The 14,939-nt window shown below is 43.3% G+C and carries 14 protein-coding genes; 7 read left to right on the forward strand and 7 right to left on the reverse strand.

Annotation, left to right across the window (positions count from 1 at the left end; genetic code table 11):
* The first annotated feature begins 5 nt into the window (after positions 1–5).
* The 3 genes from ACOQOA_RS07240 to ACOQOA_RS07250 are packed head-to-tail and all read left to right on the forward strand — an operon-like array spanning position 6 to position 2,931.
* On the forward strand, positions 6–1,040 hold the full coding sequence (locus ACOQOA_RS07240) for an LLM class flavin-dependent oxidoreductase (RefSeq protein WP_420547974.1): 1,035 nt from the start codon (positions 6–8) through the stop codon (positions 1,038–1,040).
* Between the two features lie 10 nt (positions 1,041–1,050).
* On the forward strand, positions 1,051–2,526 hold the full coding sequence (locus ACOQOA_RS07245; protein ID WP_420547975.1) for an aldehyde dehydrogenase: 1,476 nt from the start codon (positions 1,051–1,053) through the stop codon (positions 2,524–2,526).
* A 24-nt stretch (positions 2,527–2,550) separates the two neighbouring features.
* Positions 2,551–2,931, forward strand: a complete 381-nt coding sequence (locus ACOQOA_RS07250; RefSeq protein ID WP_420547976.1) for a carboxymuconolactone decarboxylase family protein — start codon at positions 2,551–2,553, stop codon at positions 2,929–2,931.
* A 68-nt stretch (positions 2,932–2,999) separates the two neighbouring features.
* Here the strand turns inward: ACOQOA_RS07250 and ACOQOA_RS07255 are convergent, their stop codons facing one another.
* Together ACOQOA_RS07255 and ACOQOA_RS07260 are read right to left on the reverse strand one after the other, a co-directional pair.
* Positions 3,000–4,280, reverse strand: a complete 1,281-nt coding sequence (locus ACOQOA_RS07255; RefSeq protein ID WP_420547977.1) for a flavin-containing monooxygenase — start codon at positions 4,278–4,280, stop codon at positions 3,000–3,002.
* Positions 4,281–4,441: 161 nt separating this feature from the next.
* Positions 4,442–5,092 (reverse strand): TetR/AcrR family transcriptional regulator, encoded by a 651-nt coding sequence (locus ACOQOA_RS07260; protein ID WP_420547978.1) that lies wholly within the window; start codon positions 5,090–5,092, stop codon positions 4,442–4,444.
* A gap of 187 nt (positions 5,093–5,279) precedes the next feature.
* Here ACOQOA_RS07260 and ACOQOA_RS07265 point away from each other — a divergent pair, with 187 nt between their 5' ends.
* Positions 5,280–6,050 carry a cupin domain-containing protein gene (locus ACOQOA_RS07265; protein WP_420547979.1) on the forward strand — a complete coding sequence of 257 codons (771 nt, stop codon included), beginning with the start codon at positions 5,280–5,282 and terminating at the stop codon, positions 6,048–6,050.
* Between the two features lie 32 nt (positions 6,051–6,082).
* Here the strand turns inward: ACOQOA_RS07265 and ACOQOA_RS07270 are convergent, their stop codons facing one another.
* Both ACOQOA_RS07270 and ACOQOA_RS07275 read right to left on the reverse strand, forming a co-directional pair.
* Positions 6,083–6,235, reverse strand: coding sequence for a hypothetical protein (locus ACOQOA_RS07270; protein WP_420547980.1), 153 nt, complete (start codon positions 6,233–6,235; stop codon positions 6,083–6,085).
* 83 nt (positions 6,236–6,318) lie between these two features.
* The gene (locus tag ACOQOA_RS07275) at positions 6,319–8,385 is read right to left on the reverse strand and encodes an FAD-dependent oxidoreductase (RefSeq protein WP_420547981.1); all 2,067 of its coding nucleotides are present in this window, start codon (positions 8,383–8,385) and stop codon (positions 6,319–6,321) included.
* 143 nt (positions 8,386–8,528) lie between these two features.
* On the opposite strand from ACOQOA_RS07275, the gene ACOQOA_RS07280 reads away from it, so the two are divergent.
* The 3 genes from ACOQOA_RS07280 to ung all read left to right on the forward strand — a co-directional run bounded on the left by ACOQOA_RS07280 (position 8,529) and on the right by ung (position 11,735).
* Positions 8,529–10,595, forward strand: coding sequence for an FAD-dependent oxidoreductase (locus tag ACOQOA_RS07280; RefSeq protein ID WP_420547982.1), 2,067 nt, complete (start codon positions 8,529–8,531; stop codon positions 10,593–10,595).
* A gap of 88 nt (positions 10,596–10,683) precedes the next feature.
* A complete protein-coding gene (locus tag ACOQOA_RS07285; RefSeq protein ID WP_420547983.1) occupies positions 10,684–11,028 on the forward strand; it encodes a RidA family protein in 345 nt (114 codons plus the stop codon).
* Positions 11,029–11,048: 20 nt separating this feature from the next.
* Entirely contained in the window at positions 11,049–11,735 is a 687-nt protein-coding gene (ung, locus tag ACOQOA_RS07290; RefSeq protein ID WP_420547984.1) for a uracil-DNA glycosylase, read from the forward strand.
* Positions 11,736–11,777: 42 nt separating this feature from the next.
* Here the strand turns inward: ung and ACOQOA_RS07295 are convergent, their stop codons facing one another.
* Genes ACOQOA_RS07295 through ACOQOA_RS07305 form a run of 3 tightly spaced genes read right to left on the reverse strand, consistent with a single transcriptional unit; the run spans position 11,778 to position 14,867 of the window.
* Positions 11,778–12,773 (reverse strand): glycosyltransferase family 2 protein, encoded by a 996-nt coding sequence (locus tag ACOQOA_RS07295; RefSeq protein WP_420547985.1) that lies wholly within the window; start codon positions 12,771–12,773, stop codon positions 11,778–11,780.
* A gap of 1 nt (position 12,774) precedes the next feature.
* A complete protein-coding gene (locus tag ACOQOA_RS07300) occupies positions 12,775–14,274 on the reverse strand; it encodes an ArnT family glycosyltransferase (protein WP_420547986.1) in 1,500 nt (499 codons plus the stop codon).
* Between the two features lie 14 nt (positions 14,275–14,288).
* Positions 14,289–14,867, reverse strand: coding sequence for a cytochrome b (locus ACOQOA_RS07305; protein WP_420547987.1), 579 nt, complete (start codon positions 14,865–14,867; stop codon positions 14,289–14,291).
* Positions 14,868–14,939 lie beyond the last annotated feature (72 nt).

Here is a 14,939-nt window from a genome sequence, read left to right on the forward strand (position 1 = left end):
ACCTTATGAAATTCTCACTTTTTGCGCATATGGAACGTCTGTCACCGGACCAACCACATACGGAGCTTTACGAAGAATTTGTATCTCTATGTCAAATTGCTGATGAAGGTGGTATGCATGCGATCTGGACAGGTGAACATCATGGTATGGAATTTACCATCGCGCCGAACCCTTTTGTAACATTGGTTGACCTCGCTCATCGGACAAAGAATGTACGCTTAGGCACAGGTACAGTCATTGCGCCTTTCTGGCATCCGATCAAACTAGCAGGCGAAGCAGCTTCAACTGATTTAATCATTGATGGGCGCTTGGAATTAGGAATAGCACGTGGTGCTTACTCTTATGAATATGAACGTATTATGCCGGGCCTTGATGCTTGGGAAGCTGGTCAACGTATGCGCGAAACAGCACCATTATTGCGTCAATTATGGGAAGGCGATTGTGCCCATGAGGGAGAGTTTTATAAATTCCCATCCACCACATCCGCCCCAAAACCAGCACAAACAGATGGTCCACCTATATGGATTGCAGCACGTGATCCAAATAGTCACGAATTTGCCGTTTCAAATAACTTCAATGTTCAAGTAACTCCGCTTTGGCAAGGGATTGAGGAAATCGAAAGCCTCATGGAACGTTTCAATAATGCATGTGATAAACATGATGGTCCTCGCCCAAAAATCATGTTGCTTCATCATACATATGTCGGATCAGATACAAATGATGTTGATCTCGCAGCGAATGAACTAAGCCGATATTACAATTACTTCGGGGCTTGGTTCCAAAACAAACGGCCTGTGAAACAAGGTTTAATTGAACGGTTATCTGATGAAGATATCGCCAATAATGAAATGATGGCGGCCAGCAAATTGCGTAAAGACCTAACAATTGGCACAGCGCAGGAAGTGATCGACCAGATTAAACACTATGAAGATTTAGGATATGATGAATATTCTTTCTGGATTGATAGCGGCATGAGTTATGAGCGCAAACGCGATTCCCTTAACCGCTTCATCAATGAAGTGATGCCAGCTTTCGCCTAAGGATAACACAATGAACCAACCACATTATAAATTATATATCGATGGAAAATGGACAGAAGGCAGTACAGGACAAGTGATGCATTCACAAAATCCTGCCACAGCTGAAAACTGGGCAAGTTTCGCTTGTGCTTCTGAGGAAGATGTAAATCAAGCCGTTAGTTCTGCTAAAGCCGCACTTGATAGCCCTGAATGGCGGGATATGACACAAACCGCACGTGGTAAACTCCTATACCGCCTCGCAGAATTGATCGAAGAAAATGCAGAACTTATCGGGCGTGTTGAAACGACAGATAGCGGTAAATTACTTGCCGAAACCCAAAGCCAAACAAAATATGTAGGCGATTACTATCGTTATTATGCAGGCCTCGCCGACAAAATCGAAGGTGCAGTTTTGCCAATCGACAAGCCCGATATGCATGTCTTCACCACGCGCCATCCTATTGGTGTGGTCGCAGCGATTGTGCCGTGGAATGCCCAAATGTTCCTAACCGCAACTAAACTGGGACCAGCTTTGGCTGCAGGTTGCGCGGTTATTCTAAAAGCCTCCGAATATGCGCCAGCCCCAATGTTTGAATTTGCCAAACTTGTAGAACAAGCAGGTTTTCCAAAAGGTGTTGTATCTGTGATTACGGGAGATGCGCCAAACTGCGCAATTCCGCTCACCCGACATCCTGATATTGATCGCATCGCCTTTACAGGTGGGCCAGAGACTGCCCGTCATGTAGTTCGTAATTCTGCGGAAAACTTTGCTGTGACAAGTTTGGAACTGGGTGGAAAATCGCCGATCATTGTGTTTGAAGATGCAGATTTGGAAACGGCGTCAAATGGCCTGATCGCAGGTAATTTTGGTGCTTCTGGCCAATCTTGTGTAGCGGGTTCCCGCGGCCTTATCCATCGCCCAATCCTTAACAAATTGATTGAAATTATTAAGGAAAAAGCGAGTAAAATTGTTATTGGGGACCCATTAGAAGCAAATACTCATGTAGGCCCTCTTTGCACCGAAGCCCAAATAAACACGATTAAAGATACTCTTGAGAAAGCAAAATCCCAAGGGGCATCGATCCATCTTGGTGGCGCCCCGCTTGATCAAGCGGGCAATTATATGGCGCCGACCTTAGTGGAATGCGCCCATAATGAAACCGAGACCCTAAAAGTGGAAATGTTTGGACCTGTTATGTCTTTAATTCCATTTGATACGGAAGATGAAGCCATCGCGATTGCCAATGGTACTCAATATGGTTTGGGGTCCGGGGTATTCACCCAAAACATTGCCCGTGCCCATCGCGTGTCACAAAAAATCCGATCCGGAATTTGCTGGGTCAACACTTATCGTGCCGTGTCGCCCATAGCACCATTTGGTGGATTTAATGAATCCGGCTATGGTCGTGAAGCTGGCACCGAAGCCATCTTGGATTATACACGAACAAAAACAACCTGGATTAATACTTCCGCAGAACCAATGGCAAACCCATTTGTAATGCGTTAGGACAATTCGTGAAGGACGGAAAAAATGGATAATAACTTATTTGAAAAAGGGATAGAACAACGCAAAGCTACCCTTGGCGCAGAATATGTAGAAAACAATCTAGCCAAAGCCGATGATTTCACCCGCCCATTTCAAGAAGCCATGACTGCATGGTGTTGGGGTTTCGGCTGGGGCGATGATAGCATTGATGCCAAAACCCGTTCCATGATGAATCTTTCCATGATCGGTGCTTTGGGCAAAATGCATGAATGGGAAATACATTGTCGTGGCGCCTTAAATAACGGTGTCACTAAAGAGGAAATGCGGGCCATCATTCACGTGATTGGGATTTATTGTGGTGTCCCTCAATCACTTGAATGTTTTAGGGTTGCCCGCAAAGTTTTAGAAGAAGCTGGTGAATTGTAAAATACTGCCTTTAAAGTAAAAAACGGGGATGAATTTTCATCCCCGCTTCTTTTGACATATAAAGCAATTTATTCTGCAGCTGCCTTTGTTTCCGGCGGATGCGCTTTATGATGTTTAAGATATCCTTGTTGGGTTGCGATATGATCAGCAAGATATTTTGCATCATGCCACACGCCCCAGATAAAAGTGGATCCACGGCGAGACAACCAAGGTAAACCTACAAAATACACTCCCGGTTCAGAAGACACACCGCGTTGATGATTTGGATTTCCGTTCTCATCCAATGCATTTACCTTCAACCAACTAAAATCCGTTTTAAATCCTGTTGCCCAGATAATGGAACCAACTCCAGCCTCTTTCAAATCCAGATCCGAAAGTGGATTGGTCACACAATCCGGTGCACCCAACATTTCCCGTGCTTCTGGTTCTTCTGGCAAATCAAGGCCGTTACGCTCAATATACGCATCTGCCTGATCCAGAACGGATAGATAATTTGCGTCACCATCCGCAACATTCTGGGCCAAATCATCACCAAAGACCATCTTGCCATTTTCATAGCTTTCCGTTCGACCAACAAGGGTCATTCCATCTGCCGCAAGCTGTTTAAAGTCGATCGTATAACCACCATAAGCACCACTTACAGCAATAGTGACATGTTCTTTACCTTGTTCAGGTGTCGCCATATCCCACAGACCTAACACACCTAACCACCATACAAAGTCACGGCCACGGTAACTACGAGGCGGACGATCATGTGGGCCAACAGACAAATAAACCTTCTTACCAGCACGCATCAATTCTGTCGCGATCTGCACCCCGGAAGAGCCTGCACCGATAACCAAAACGGCCCCTTCAGGTAATTGATCCGGATTACGATATCCTGTGGAATGCATTTGTTCCACGCCTGCATCATCCGGCACAACCGCTGGGATCACAGGTTGTTGGAACGGCCCAGTTGCCGAGACAACATAACGTGCTTCAATCACACCATCAGATGTTTCTGCGACGAATCCCGGACCGCCTTCATTTTTTGTGACTTGCTTAACTTCTACACCGCAACGAATTGGTGAATTGATATGTTCTGCAAATTTCACGAAATAGTCTGCAACCTTCTCTTTTGGAACAAAATCACCCGGCTCATAATCTTCAAATTCCAATGTTGGAAAGCGGTCATGCCATGCCGGACCATTAGCCACCAAAGAATCCCAACGATGTGAACGCCAGCGTTCCGCAATACGATCTTTTTCCAAGACAAGATGTTCGATACCTGCATTACCCAAATGCTCGCTCACTGCCAAGCCAGCTTGGCCCCCGCCAATAACAAGCACCTCTGTTTTTTCAACTGACATTCATATGGTCCTTTTGATTATTCAAGTTTGTTCACATGTCTAATCCGCAGACTACCTAAGGACCCTTCTTAGCAAAATCATTTAATATTTAATCATTGATTTGGAATTGCCTAATTAAGAAGATTAGTTTTCATCTAATCATCTCTATAGGCCAATATATCTCAATCTGATAAAACAGGCTTATCAAAATGCTTGGGGAAAAGTTCTGATAGAAATAAGAAGCAATCATAGCGAGCTTGTTGTCTTTTCACCGCCTTGGGATACAGTAACATATGCAACCAAAGCCCATCGATCATTGTCACTAAACGCCTTGCTGTGACTTCTGGATCCAAATCATAATTCGCATCCATAATTAATTCTTTGGCGATACGTTCAATTTGCTCTGAACGCTCTTCATCATAACCACTATGAATATCCAGATAGGAAGGGCGATACATCGCCTGCCCCCAAAACGCAAAATAGACGGCCAGTTTCTTATGTGAAACTGTTTTTGGGCTAAAATCTGCCTCTAACATAGACGCCAATTGCATAACTGGATCATCGCCGGCTTTCTCCAGCGCCTTAAACCAATATTCGTAATGTTCACGAGTTAGATATTCCAAAGTTGCATCATAAAGAGCTTCTTTAGATTTAAAGTGAAAGTTCACCACACCATGAGAAACACCAGCGCCTTTGGTAACTGTTGTCAAAGTCGTTGCAGAAAATCCGCGTTTTGCAATGGAATCGATAGTTGCATCAATCAATTCCTGACGACGTGCTTCACGTGCCATCACGCGGCTATTTGGTAATTTTTTTTCTTCTGCTACAGCCATTTGATTACAAACCCAGCTCTTATTCTTTTTCAGATATGTGACATCATAATCACATCACCCGAAAGGATCAAACAGATAGCAGTTTTTCATTATATTTATCTGATTAGTCAGTCAATTTATATAGACAAAACAAAATAAAGCATGGAGAATAGCTACAGTTAAATACTAATTTAAAAAGGATATCTACATGAGTAACGTGAAGCGCGTTTATCGATTAGAGAAATTCGGTCCTGTCAAGACAGGTATGCAGGAAATGGAATGTAACGCAGAAGATTTTCACAGCCCTATTCCGACGCAGACACTGCATAATTACTATAATGAAGAAGAAATCGGTTTAAATGTTGGAGTTTGGACCACAACGCCTATGCAAGAAGCTTTTGGCCCTTATCCTGGCGATGAATTTATCTGGCTCTTGGAAGGCGGATTTAAGATGGTAGATGAAAATAACACTCTTCTTGATAGCTATCAGGAAGGGGACAGTGTTTTCTTCCGAAATGCAGCGCCTGTTAGCTGGCTCCAAGAAGAAAACTTGCGTAAGTTCTATATAACTTATCTACCACCTAATCGCCCGACGCCAGAAAATGTCCCTGCAAAAGGTGCCGTTCAGTCCGTTAATCCGGATATCACGCCTGATCAAATGGAAGTTTTGGAAACCACAGCCCCCTTTACCATTGAAGGGCAAAAGCCCAGACAGCGCGATTACAATTACTTTACCAATGATACTGAAGATATGTTTGTAGGTATGTGGGACACGGAAAGTTTTGAAAGTAAAATGGAAGCGTTTCCCGTCTATGAATTTGTGCAAATCCTAGTAGGTACAATCACTATCACAGAAGAAAATGGTACCGTGAATGTCTTCCAGAAAGATGAATGCTTCTTTATCCCGAAAGGTACTATCTGCAGCTGGAAGGTAGATGGTTACGTAAAAAAATATTACGCTATGCTTGATCCAAAATGAGACTAGACAAAAACGGGCGAAGTAAAAGTGAATTAACTTTTTTTGCCTGTTTTCGCCCCTTCAGCATAACCATCATTATATCCATGTTTATACCAAATATGGACGAGTTGATCGACATTATGCTTTAAATCATCAGGCAAGCATTTCAAAAGCTCAATATAGGCAGGGTCTTCTTCGGGTTTCATGACAAATCCCTTTCTTTTGCGTTTTCAAACGCCTCCCTACCTACATCATACTATATCTTTGAGCAGAAGTATAATTTCTGGAATTATCCCTCCTGGTAGAAAACACGATCCTGACGAGCAGAATGATCATTATTGACTTCCCTATCCATTTCACGCGCATATTTATGCCCCGCATATATTGCAGCCGCGATAATTGCGGGCGCCTCAGCATCCCCTATACGTTTAACGCTTTTTGGCACCCCTTCTTGCTTACTCTTGATCGCTTGTTGAACTTGATAATATAAATCATCTTCAGGCTCCCGCGATGTAATCATCACGATACTGTCTACGGCAATTTCTGTTTCTTTATCAGTATAGCTGCAAGCAATCTTCGCGATCATCCCATCAAAGCTATCCAGATATTTATTCAAGACAATTTCAACACCAACCTCATCAAGACGACAATGGACACGTTCTTGTTCTGCGTTATTTACGCTCCAATGCGACACCATGCTGGCTGGCGTCATGTAGACAACCTCATTTCCGTTAAATGCCAGTTTCTCGGCAATGACACTCCCCATATAAAATCCGTCATCATCATAAATAAGCGTTTTTCCCTTAGGTAACTTGCCATCCATAATATCATCAGGTGTGTAAACTTGCTCTTCTGGCATAACTGGTGAAATCGATTCCTGCAAAGTCACCCCAAAGCCATCACGCCGCCATTTCGCCCCAGTAGCAATAGCCACGTGATCGGCGCCAACCGCCAAAATATCGTCCAATTTCATACGACTTTCGCGAAAAACTTCCACATTCATCATTTTATCCAATTGCGTTTGACGATAGTCCCGAACCCGTGCCCATTCAGATAAACCCGGCAATGCAGATTCTTTTGTGACACGCCCCCCTAAGTCTCGGTTTGCTTCTGCCAACATCACCGCATATCCGCGCTGCCCCAATGCACGCGCTGCCTCAAGCCCAGCTGGACCACCACCAACAATTAACACGGAAGCATCCGACCCTTTATCTTCAATCTTTTCCGGATGCCATCCGCGGCGCCATTCTTCACCCATGGCTGGATTTTGCGTACAACGAATAGGGTAATGTTTACTGTCCCCCGTATAACAAATGTTACAACCAATACATTCGCGAATATCTTCCGGTCGCCCTTCCTCTACCTTTTTTGGCAAGAAAGGATCCGCAATGGAAGGACGAGCAGCGCCTACAAAATCAACAATGCCACGCTTAACCTGACTGACCATCGTATCTGGAGATGTAAAGCGCCCTACGGTAACGACAGGCTTGCTAGTCAAGGATTTCACATTGGCCATATAAGCTTCCAGCGCGCCTTCCTTCACAAATCGAGACACACCCATTTCATAGGAATAATCCCAGATATTCACATCCCATAGATCAGGTAGTTCGGCCAAAGCCTCAAATATTTCCAGACGATCTCCATGCACGGGCGTCCCATCCTTACCACCACCGTCATCCGTGGTATAACGCACCGCCACGGCACATGTATCACCAACAGCCTCCTTGGTTTCTTCGATCAATTCCCGCACCAAGCGCATACGGTTTTCTTGACTTCCCCCATATTCGTCACGACGATTATTCAGTTTCGGATTTAGAAAATTATCCAAAAGGTAATGATGCGTCGCATAAACATAAACGATATCAAATCCCGCTTCTTTCGCACGGATCGCTGCATTTCGATGCCAACGTCGTAAATCCTTAATATCTTGCTTATCCATGGCACGAGATTGAATTGGATCCCCCGTCCCACCCAGCATAGAACGTACATCCAATGAAACTTCACGGGATAAAAAATTAGGGGAACGACTGCCACCATGCCATAGCTCTACCCCTGCCAGACCACCATGATCATGGACTTGATCTGTCATCAAAGCATGTGCGCGAATATCATCATTATTCCACAAAGCATGTGTTGGATAAGGCGTGTCATCAGATGTCTGATGGATCGAACAATATTCTGTACATACGACGCCCCAGCCCCCTTCCGCCTTAATGCCACGCATGTCTGCCACCATTCGCGGGCGTAACCATCCCATACCTGTGCAATGCGGGACTTGGTAAAATCTATTCTTCGCTGTCACCGGACCGATTTTTACAGGTTCGAATAAAATATCATAACGTGGATCCCGGGCCATTTCTCACCTATCACTCAAAATTTACTTTTCTTTTAATTGATTAGAACTTATATTTATCTGACTAGTCAGTCAATATTTGAATCAAAAATCAAATTTTAACAATTAAAAACAAAAAACTAACTATAGATATCAGGTAAATTTACATGCCCAGAGACCCACGTTACGACATTCTTTTTGACTCAGTTGAGATAGGCCCGGTAAAAACCAAAAACCGTTTTTACCAAGTCCCGCATTGCAACGGTATGGGGCATCAATTCCCATCCAGTATGGCTGAGATGCGCGGCATCAAAGCGGAAGGTGGCTGGGGCGTTGTATGTACTGAGGAAACTGAAATTCACTATTCTTCAGAACACACCCCAATCATTGAAGGACGTTTGTGGGACGATAGGGACATCCCTACTTTTGAAAGAATGACCAGTAAAATTCACGATCACGGAAGCTTAGCGGGATTACAGCTAGCTTATACAGGTTTTACATCGCCAAACCATTACAGTCGCGAAATACCAATGGCCCCAAGCATAATTCCTGCAGAAGGCTCTATCCCTGTCCAAGCCCGTGCGATGGATAAAGCAGATATCAAGGCGTTACGTAAATGGCATGTGGAGGCTGCCCTTCGCGGCAAAAAAGCAGGCTTCGATATTATCTATAATTATGCAGGTCATGATATGACCATCCAGATGCACTTCCTTTCCAAGCGCATCAATCATCGTACCGATGAATATGGTGGTAGCTTGGAAAATCGTGTTCGTCTATTTAAGGAAATCATGTCTGACATCAAGGATGCTGTGGGAGACACATGCGCGGTGGCAGTGCGTTTCGCTGTCGATGAATTACTTGGTTCCGGGGGCATCACCTGTGATGGCGAAGGTCGTGAAGTTGTAGAAATGCTAGCAGAGGTCCCAGACCTTTGGGATGTGAATTTAAGCGAATGGGCAAATGACTCCTTGCCATCCCGCTGGGGTGAGACGGGAAATCAGGACAGCTATACTAAATTTGTCAAACAAGTCACTGGAAAGCCTGTCGTTGGGGTTGGACGGTATACATCCCCCGATAAGATGGTTTCCTTAATCAAATCAGGCCATCTGGATTTAATCGGTGCGGCACGTCCGTCAATCGCAGACCCCTTCCTGCCCAAGAAAATTGAAGAAGGAAGATTGGAAGATATTCGCGAATGTATCGGCTGTAATATCTGTGTTTCTGCTGATTTCATTTGCGCGCCTCTTCGCTGTACACAAAATCCAACCATGGGCGAAGAATGGCGTCGCGGCTGGCATCCAGAAAAGATCGCAAAGAAAAAATCAAATGATAGCGTTTTGATTATCGGCGCAGGTCCAGCTGGATTGGAAGCAGCACAAGCAGCTGGTAAACGGGGATATAATGTAATTTTGGCTGAATCCGGCATCGATTTGGGTGGGCGTGTAACAAAAGAAAGTCGCTTGCCGGGTTTAGCTGAATGGGGACGTGTCCGTGACTATCGGGAGGGGCAGTTACATAAACTGCCAAATGTAGAAATCTACATGGATAGTCATTTGGATACGTCCCAAATCCTTGAATTTAGTTTCCAACATGTGGCAATTGCTACCGGTGCAAAATGGGCACGAGATGGACGCGGAAAAAGTAACCATTACCCAATAAACATTTCCCCCGATGCAATGATCTACACACCTGATGATTTGATGGATGGCCAGACAATCAAAGGGTCCGTTGTTTTATTTGACGATGACCATTTTTATATGGGTGGTATTTTGGCTGAAAAATTACGAACAGAAGGTCATGACGTAACCTTCGTCACCCCTTTTGCAGATGTATCTAACTGGACACATTTCACTTTGGAACAGGAACGTATTCAGGCACGTTTGTTAAAGATGGGGGTTAAAATTTTGCCTCATAAAAATATAGGAGCAATTCGTAAGGGTGAGGTAGACTTAGAATGTGTCTTCACAGAAGAAACCGAAACTCTTCACGCAGATAATGTCCTTCTCCTCACGATGAAATATCCATCCGACACCATATATGAAGAACTTATGGCAGCACCAGATAAACTCAAAGAAGCAGGTATCAAAACGGTTACCCGCATCGGAGATAATTTATCCGCAGGCACCATCGCCGCAGCTGTCTGGTCTGGTCATCGCTTTGCCCGTGAATTGGACGAACCGATATCAGAAGACGTTCCCTTCAAACGTGAATTGCCAGGGCAACTGGTTGTTTAGTCAGAAAGGTATAATCATCTATTTCCATTCCAGTTCAGAAACATTAAGCTGCCCCCCAAAATGAATTTCAAAATCCTAGGGGTCAAAAATGATTGAGCGTCAAGAAATCGGTACACGTATGAGTAAGATCGTTAAACATAACGGTACGGTATATTTATGTGGTCAAGTTGGTGGAACCGATCCAGATATCAAAGAACAAACACGCGAATGTCTTCGCCGTGTAGAAGCCTTATTGGAACAAGCCGGCAGTAGCAAAGAGAAAATTTTGCAATGTGTGATCTGGCTTTCTGATATGAAATATTTTGCTGAGATGAATGAAATTTGGGATGCATGGGTACCAGAAGGTCACGCACCTGCACGCGCCTGTGGTGAAGCTAAACTAGCCCGTCCAGAGCTTTTTGTTGAAATGATTGTTACCGCCGCTTACGACTAAACGAAATTTGGATATTCCTCATGTCAGAGATCAAGTTGGAAAAAAGCTGGTTGGATAAACTGGAACCTGAATTTTCTGCGCCATATATGCAGAAATTAAAAAGCTTCTTGCAGGCTGAAAAACAGGCAGGAAAAACCATCTTTCCGGCAGGTAGCGAGTACTTCCGTGCGCTTGATCTCACCCCACTTGATAAAGTGCGTGTAGTCATCCTTGGACAAGACCCTTATCATGGTGATGGGCAAGCTCACGGCCTCAGTTTTAGTGTAAAGCCAGGCGTTAAAACACCGCCATCCCTGATGAATATCTATAAAGAACTTCATGCTGATCTAGGCATCACACCGCCAAAGCATGGCTTATTGGAAGATTGGGCCAAACAAGGTGTTCTTCTTCTAAATGCCACATTGACTGTCGAACGCGCCAATGCAGGATCACATCAACGCAAAGGATGGGAAGAATTTACGGATCGCATCATCCACGAAGTCAACAACCTACCTCATCCTGTTGTCTTTATGTTATGGGGCAGTTATGCACAAAAGAAAGCTGGCTTCGTTGATCAAAATAAACATTGTGTTTTAAAAGCCCCCCATCCCTCGCCACTTTCAGCACATCGTGGTTTTTTGGGATGTGGACATTTTTCCAAAGCCAATACGTTTCTACAACAAAACGGATTGGAACCTATTAACTGGCATTTGCCCGAAACGGTTTAACTATTACTTATGAAAGAGCAGGAATAGTTACATACAGGAAAACTATTTTGATGGGGTATTCTTTTGTTCCTCAGCCACGATATAAAGCGGTCGTGATTTTACTTCAGCAAAAACACGGGCAAGATATTCTCCAATCGTGCCTAATGAGATCAATTGCACACCGCCAATGAAGAAAATGGCAACTGACAAGGTGGCAAATCCTGGAATATCTGCGCCGGTAAACAAGGTTTTCACCAAAATCCAGCTACCGTATAGTAAAGATAAACTCGCCAAACTTGTTCCAATCACAGCCCAAATCCGTAAGGGTAAATTCGTAAAGGAAGTAAGTGCTGTTAAAGCGAGTTTGGATAAAGACTTCAGCCCGAATTTCGAACGTCCAAACTGTCTAGGTTTCATATTGATATAGATTGGTATAGATCGAAAGCCAACCCAGGCAAATAGACCTTTCATAAATCGATTTCGTTCCGGTAAAGCCAAAATACTATCAACCACCTTACGATCCATCAAACGAAAATCACGCGCATCTTCAGGAATATTTACATCTGATCCCATTCGCAGCATTTTATAAAAAATCTCTACAAAGAAGCGCTTTAATTTTGACTCATCTTCACGATCCTTGCGCACCGCATAGATCATCTCATAACCCTGATCATAAAGATCCAACATTTCATGCATATAGGAAATCGGCTCTTGAAGGTCTGCATCTAAAATGAAAACCGCATCACCAATGCAATGTTCCAACCCTGCTGAAATAGCATTTTCTTTACCAAAGTTCCGAGACAAACGGATCACACGTACAACTGCCTTCACGTCTGCTTTAACAGCAACATGAAACGTATCATCACAACTGCCGTCATCCACAACCAGAATTTCAAAACTTCTATCCAACACTGCCATTTCATCGGCAATCTGGATGATCGTAGCTTCAATTGTTTTACTTTCGTTATAGGCAGGCACAATAAATGAAAGGTCACATTTTGCCTTTATATGATGTGGCCCCAAAGTCATAGGAACGAAAGAGAGAGGTAATGCATCCATTTTATTGCTCCCATTTCTCAATCAATATCGCACGTCGATTTGTCATGTAAGGCGCATAGAACCTTTCTTGATATTCATCTGACAGCAACGACAAATCCGACTGTAATAAAACCAACGCATCTTGCTGGTCATTCTCCAACAACATTTCAACGTCTTGAATATGATCTATTCTTTCAACTTGTCCGGCACTATAAAATTCAAGAGAAAAACTTCGCTTGCCCAGATAAGTGATATCAACATCATCAAAATTTCCATAAACCCATTCGGCTGTGGCTCTTTCACTTTTTAATAAGCGGTTATCTGTATTCAACAACAAAACTGCAATCATTAAACAATAGAATATTGTTACGATTTGAATACCTGTTAACTGTATATATTTGGACAATCCTAAATCCCGTACCACCAAAGCTGTCAAAATTGCCGTCGCGGGAATAGCGGGTAGGACATATGCTGTCAGAATATTGGCGGACATGGTAAAAATAATTAAAGGACTGATAATCCAACATAAAAGATAAGATTCTAAACTTGGCGTTTTGCTCCTAAGCCATGCCGTCGGCCTGCAAACTTCTTTTTGAATCACTCGATAAATATACCCACCAATTAGAAGAATTGACCACGGAGCAAACGCTATGCCCCAGTCCAACCAGATTTTCCCTTTATGAAAAGCATGTCCATTGCCGTATCGATCCCCTTCCCAGCCAGATATCAAAAATCTATAAAAATGTTCTTCGACGAAGAAGTAATAAGCGAAACCTGGCGTTCTAAGTTCTGCGATCACAAACCACGGTAAAGACATGATCAAAAATAAACATATTCCGATAATCCAGTTCGTATTAAAAAGTACTGACCAACGCCCAATGAATGAGGTCCAGGCAAGAACCGCAACACCGACAATAAGTATGACGATAGGGCCTTTAGCCAAGAACCCAATCGTTAATCCAAACGCGAAACCCAGTATTGCTCTATAATTTGGTGCAGTGCATTCGTGATAACGCCAGAAAGCTAACATTATCATTACACAACCAAAAGTAAGCGGAATATCCGTAGACACGAAGGCAATTGAACCAAAAAACAAACCGGATGAACATAAGATAAAAATCGTCCAAAGAGCTATATGGCGATTAACTTCTTTTCTCACGAAATCAAATAATATCAGAATTAAAAATAATGATACTGATGCAAAAAATATACGTCCGGCAAGCTCCGACGTTCCCCAAATTTTAAAACCAATCGCAGCCATCCAGGTATGCAATGGTGGCTTTCCCCAAAATGGAATGCCATAATCAAAATAAGGTGTTATCCAATCTTGAGTTTCAACCATTTTCCTGGCGATTTCCGCATAACGGGCTTCGGTTGTGTCCGTGAAAGGAACCATTGCCGCAGCCAAAATTCGAATGCTACACAAAAAAATAACCGCCAATATTAGGAACTTGGATATATCACCTATGAGAACATTTCTTTGTCGCTTCATAGGAAAACCGAAGATTGAAGAAGGCATCATAATTTTATGACTTTCTATTTCGTAACATCAGTTGTTTTACCATGATTAGGCAGCATACGTGGCAACACATCGTGACCATCACGTCTATGCTTTATAACGGCGCCAATATGAAAAATTGTCAGTCCTAGCAATCCATAGGCTGCGTATTTGTGGACTGTCTCGCTTAACTCTTCCACATTAATACCTGCATAAAATTCCATGGTTGGGAAAATCTTTGGCATTTCGATACCAAACCATTTTACCCCATGACCACCAAGGTCGACCTCGGCCCAGCCACCAATCAAGGCAACAAAAATTAGCGCATAAAGTGCGAAATGACCTAGATGCGCAATCTTAACTTCAAATTTTGAAAAGGCTTCTAAAGGTGCAGGAATTTTACTTCGAAAGCGATTAATGACACGTGCAAGAAATAAACCAAGCAAAGTGACACCAACAGAAATATGCAACATGAAGAGAATTTCTTCCAAGGCACCATCATCAGGCACCAACGTTGTCATGGCATATCCGCAAGCCCACATAAAAATGAAACCAACTGCCATAATCCAATGAAAGAAACGCATCATTGGTGAATAAACGGTTTGTAATTTTGACATGCTCCGAACTTTCTTAATTCAATAATCCTGAGCATCTTTTACTAAACATAAGTTAAACGTGATTTTGCCTGA

This window comes from Curvivirga sp., from assembly GCF_965219885.1.
GTDB lineage: Bacteria > Pseudomonadota > Alphaproteobacteria > UBA8366 > Aestuariispiraceae > Curvivirga.

Bases quoted from the DNA above. Each gene is read 5' to 3' on its own strand.
- ACOQOA_RS07240 (WP_420547974.1), top strand. From the start codon at position 6: ATGAAATTCTCACTTTTTGCGCATATGGAACGTCTGTCACCGGACCAA.
- ACOQOA_RS07245 (WP_420547975.1), top strand. From the start codon at position 1,051: ATGAACCAACCACATTATAAATTATATATCGATGGAAAATGGACAGAA.
- ACOQOA_RS07250 (WP_420547976.1), top strand. From the start codon at position 2,551: ATGGATAATAACTTATTTGAAAAAGGGATAGAACAACGCAAAGCTACC.
- ACOQOA_RS07255 (WP_420547977.1), bottom strand. From the start codon at position 4,280: ATGTCAGTTGAAAAAACAGAGGTGCTTGTTATTGGCGGGGGCCAAGCT.
- ACOQOA_RS07260 (WP_420547978.1), bottom strand. From the start codon at position 5,092: ATGGCTGTAGCAGAAGAAAAAAAATTACCAAATAGCCGCGTGATGGCA.
- ACOQOA_RS07265 (WP_420547979.1), top strand. From the start codon at position 5,280: ATGAGTAACGTGAAGCGCGTTTATCGATTAGAGAAATTCGGTCCTGTC.
- ACOQOA_RS07270 (WP_420547980.1), bottom strand. From the start codon at position 6,235: ATGAAACCCGAAGAAGACCCTGCCTATATTGAGCTTTTGAAATGCTTG.
- ACOQOA_RS07275 (WP_420547981.1), bottom strand. From the start codon at position 8,385: ATGGCCCGGGATCCACGTTATGATATTTTATTCGAACCTGTAAAAATC.
- ACOQOA_RS07280 (WP_420547982.1), top strand. From the start codon at position 8,529: ATGCCCAGAGACCCACGTTACGACATTCTTTTTGACTCAGTTGAGATA.
- ACOQOA_RS07285 (WP_420547983.1), top strand. From the start codon at position 10,684: ATGATTGAGCGTCAAGAAATCGGTACACGTATGAGTAAGATCGTTAAA.
- ung (WP_420547984.1), top strand. From the start codon at position 11,049: ATGTCAGAGATCAAGTTGGAAAAAAGCTGGTTGGATAAACTGGAACCT.
- ACOQOA_RS07295 (WP_420547985.1), bottom strand. From the start codon at position 12,773: ATGGATGCATTACCTCTCTCTTTCGTTCCTATGACTTTGGGGCCACAT.
- ACOQOA_RS07300 (WP_420547986.1), bottom strand. From the start codon at position 14,274: ATGATGCCTTCTTCAATCTTCGGTTTTCCTATGAAGCGACAAAGAAAT.
- ACOQOA_RS07305 (WP_420547987.1), bottom strand. From the start codon at position 14,867: ATGTCAAAATTACAAACCGTTTATTCACCAATGATGCGTTTCTTTCAT.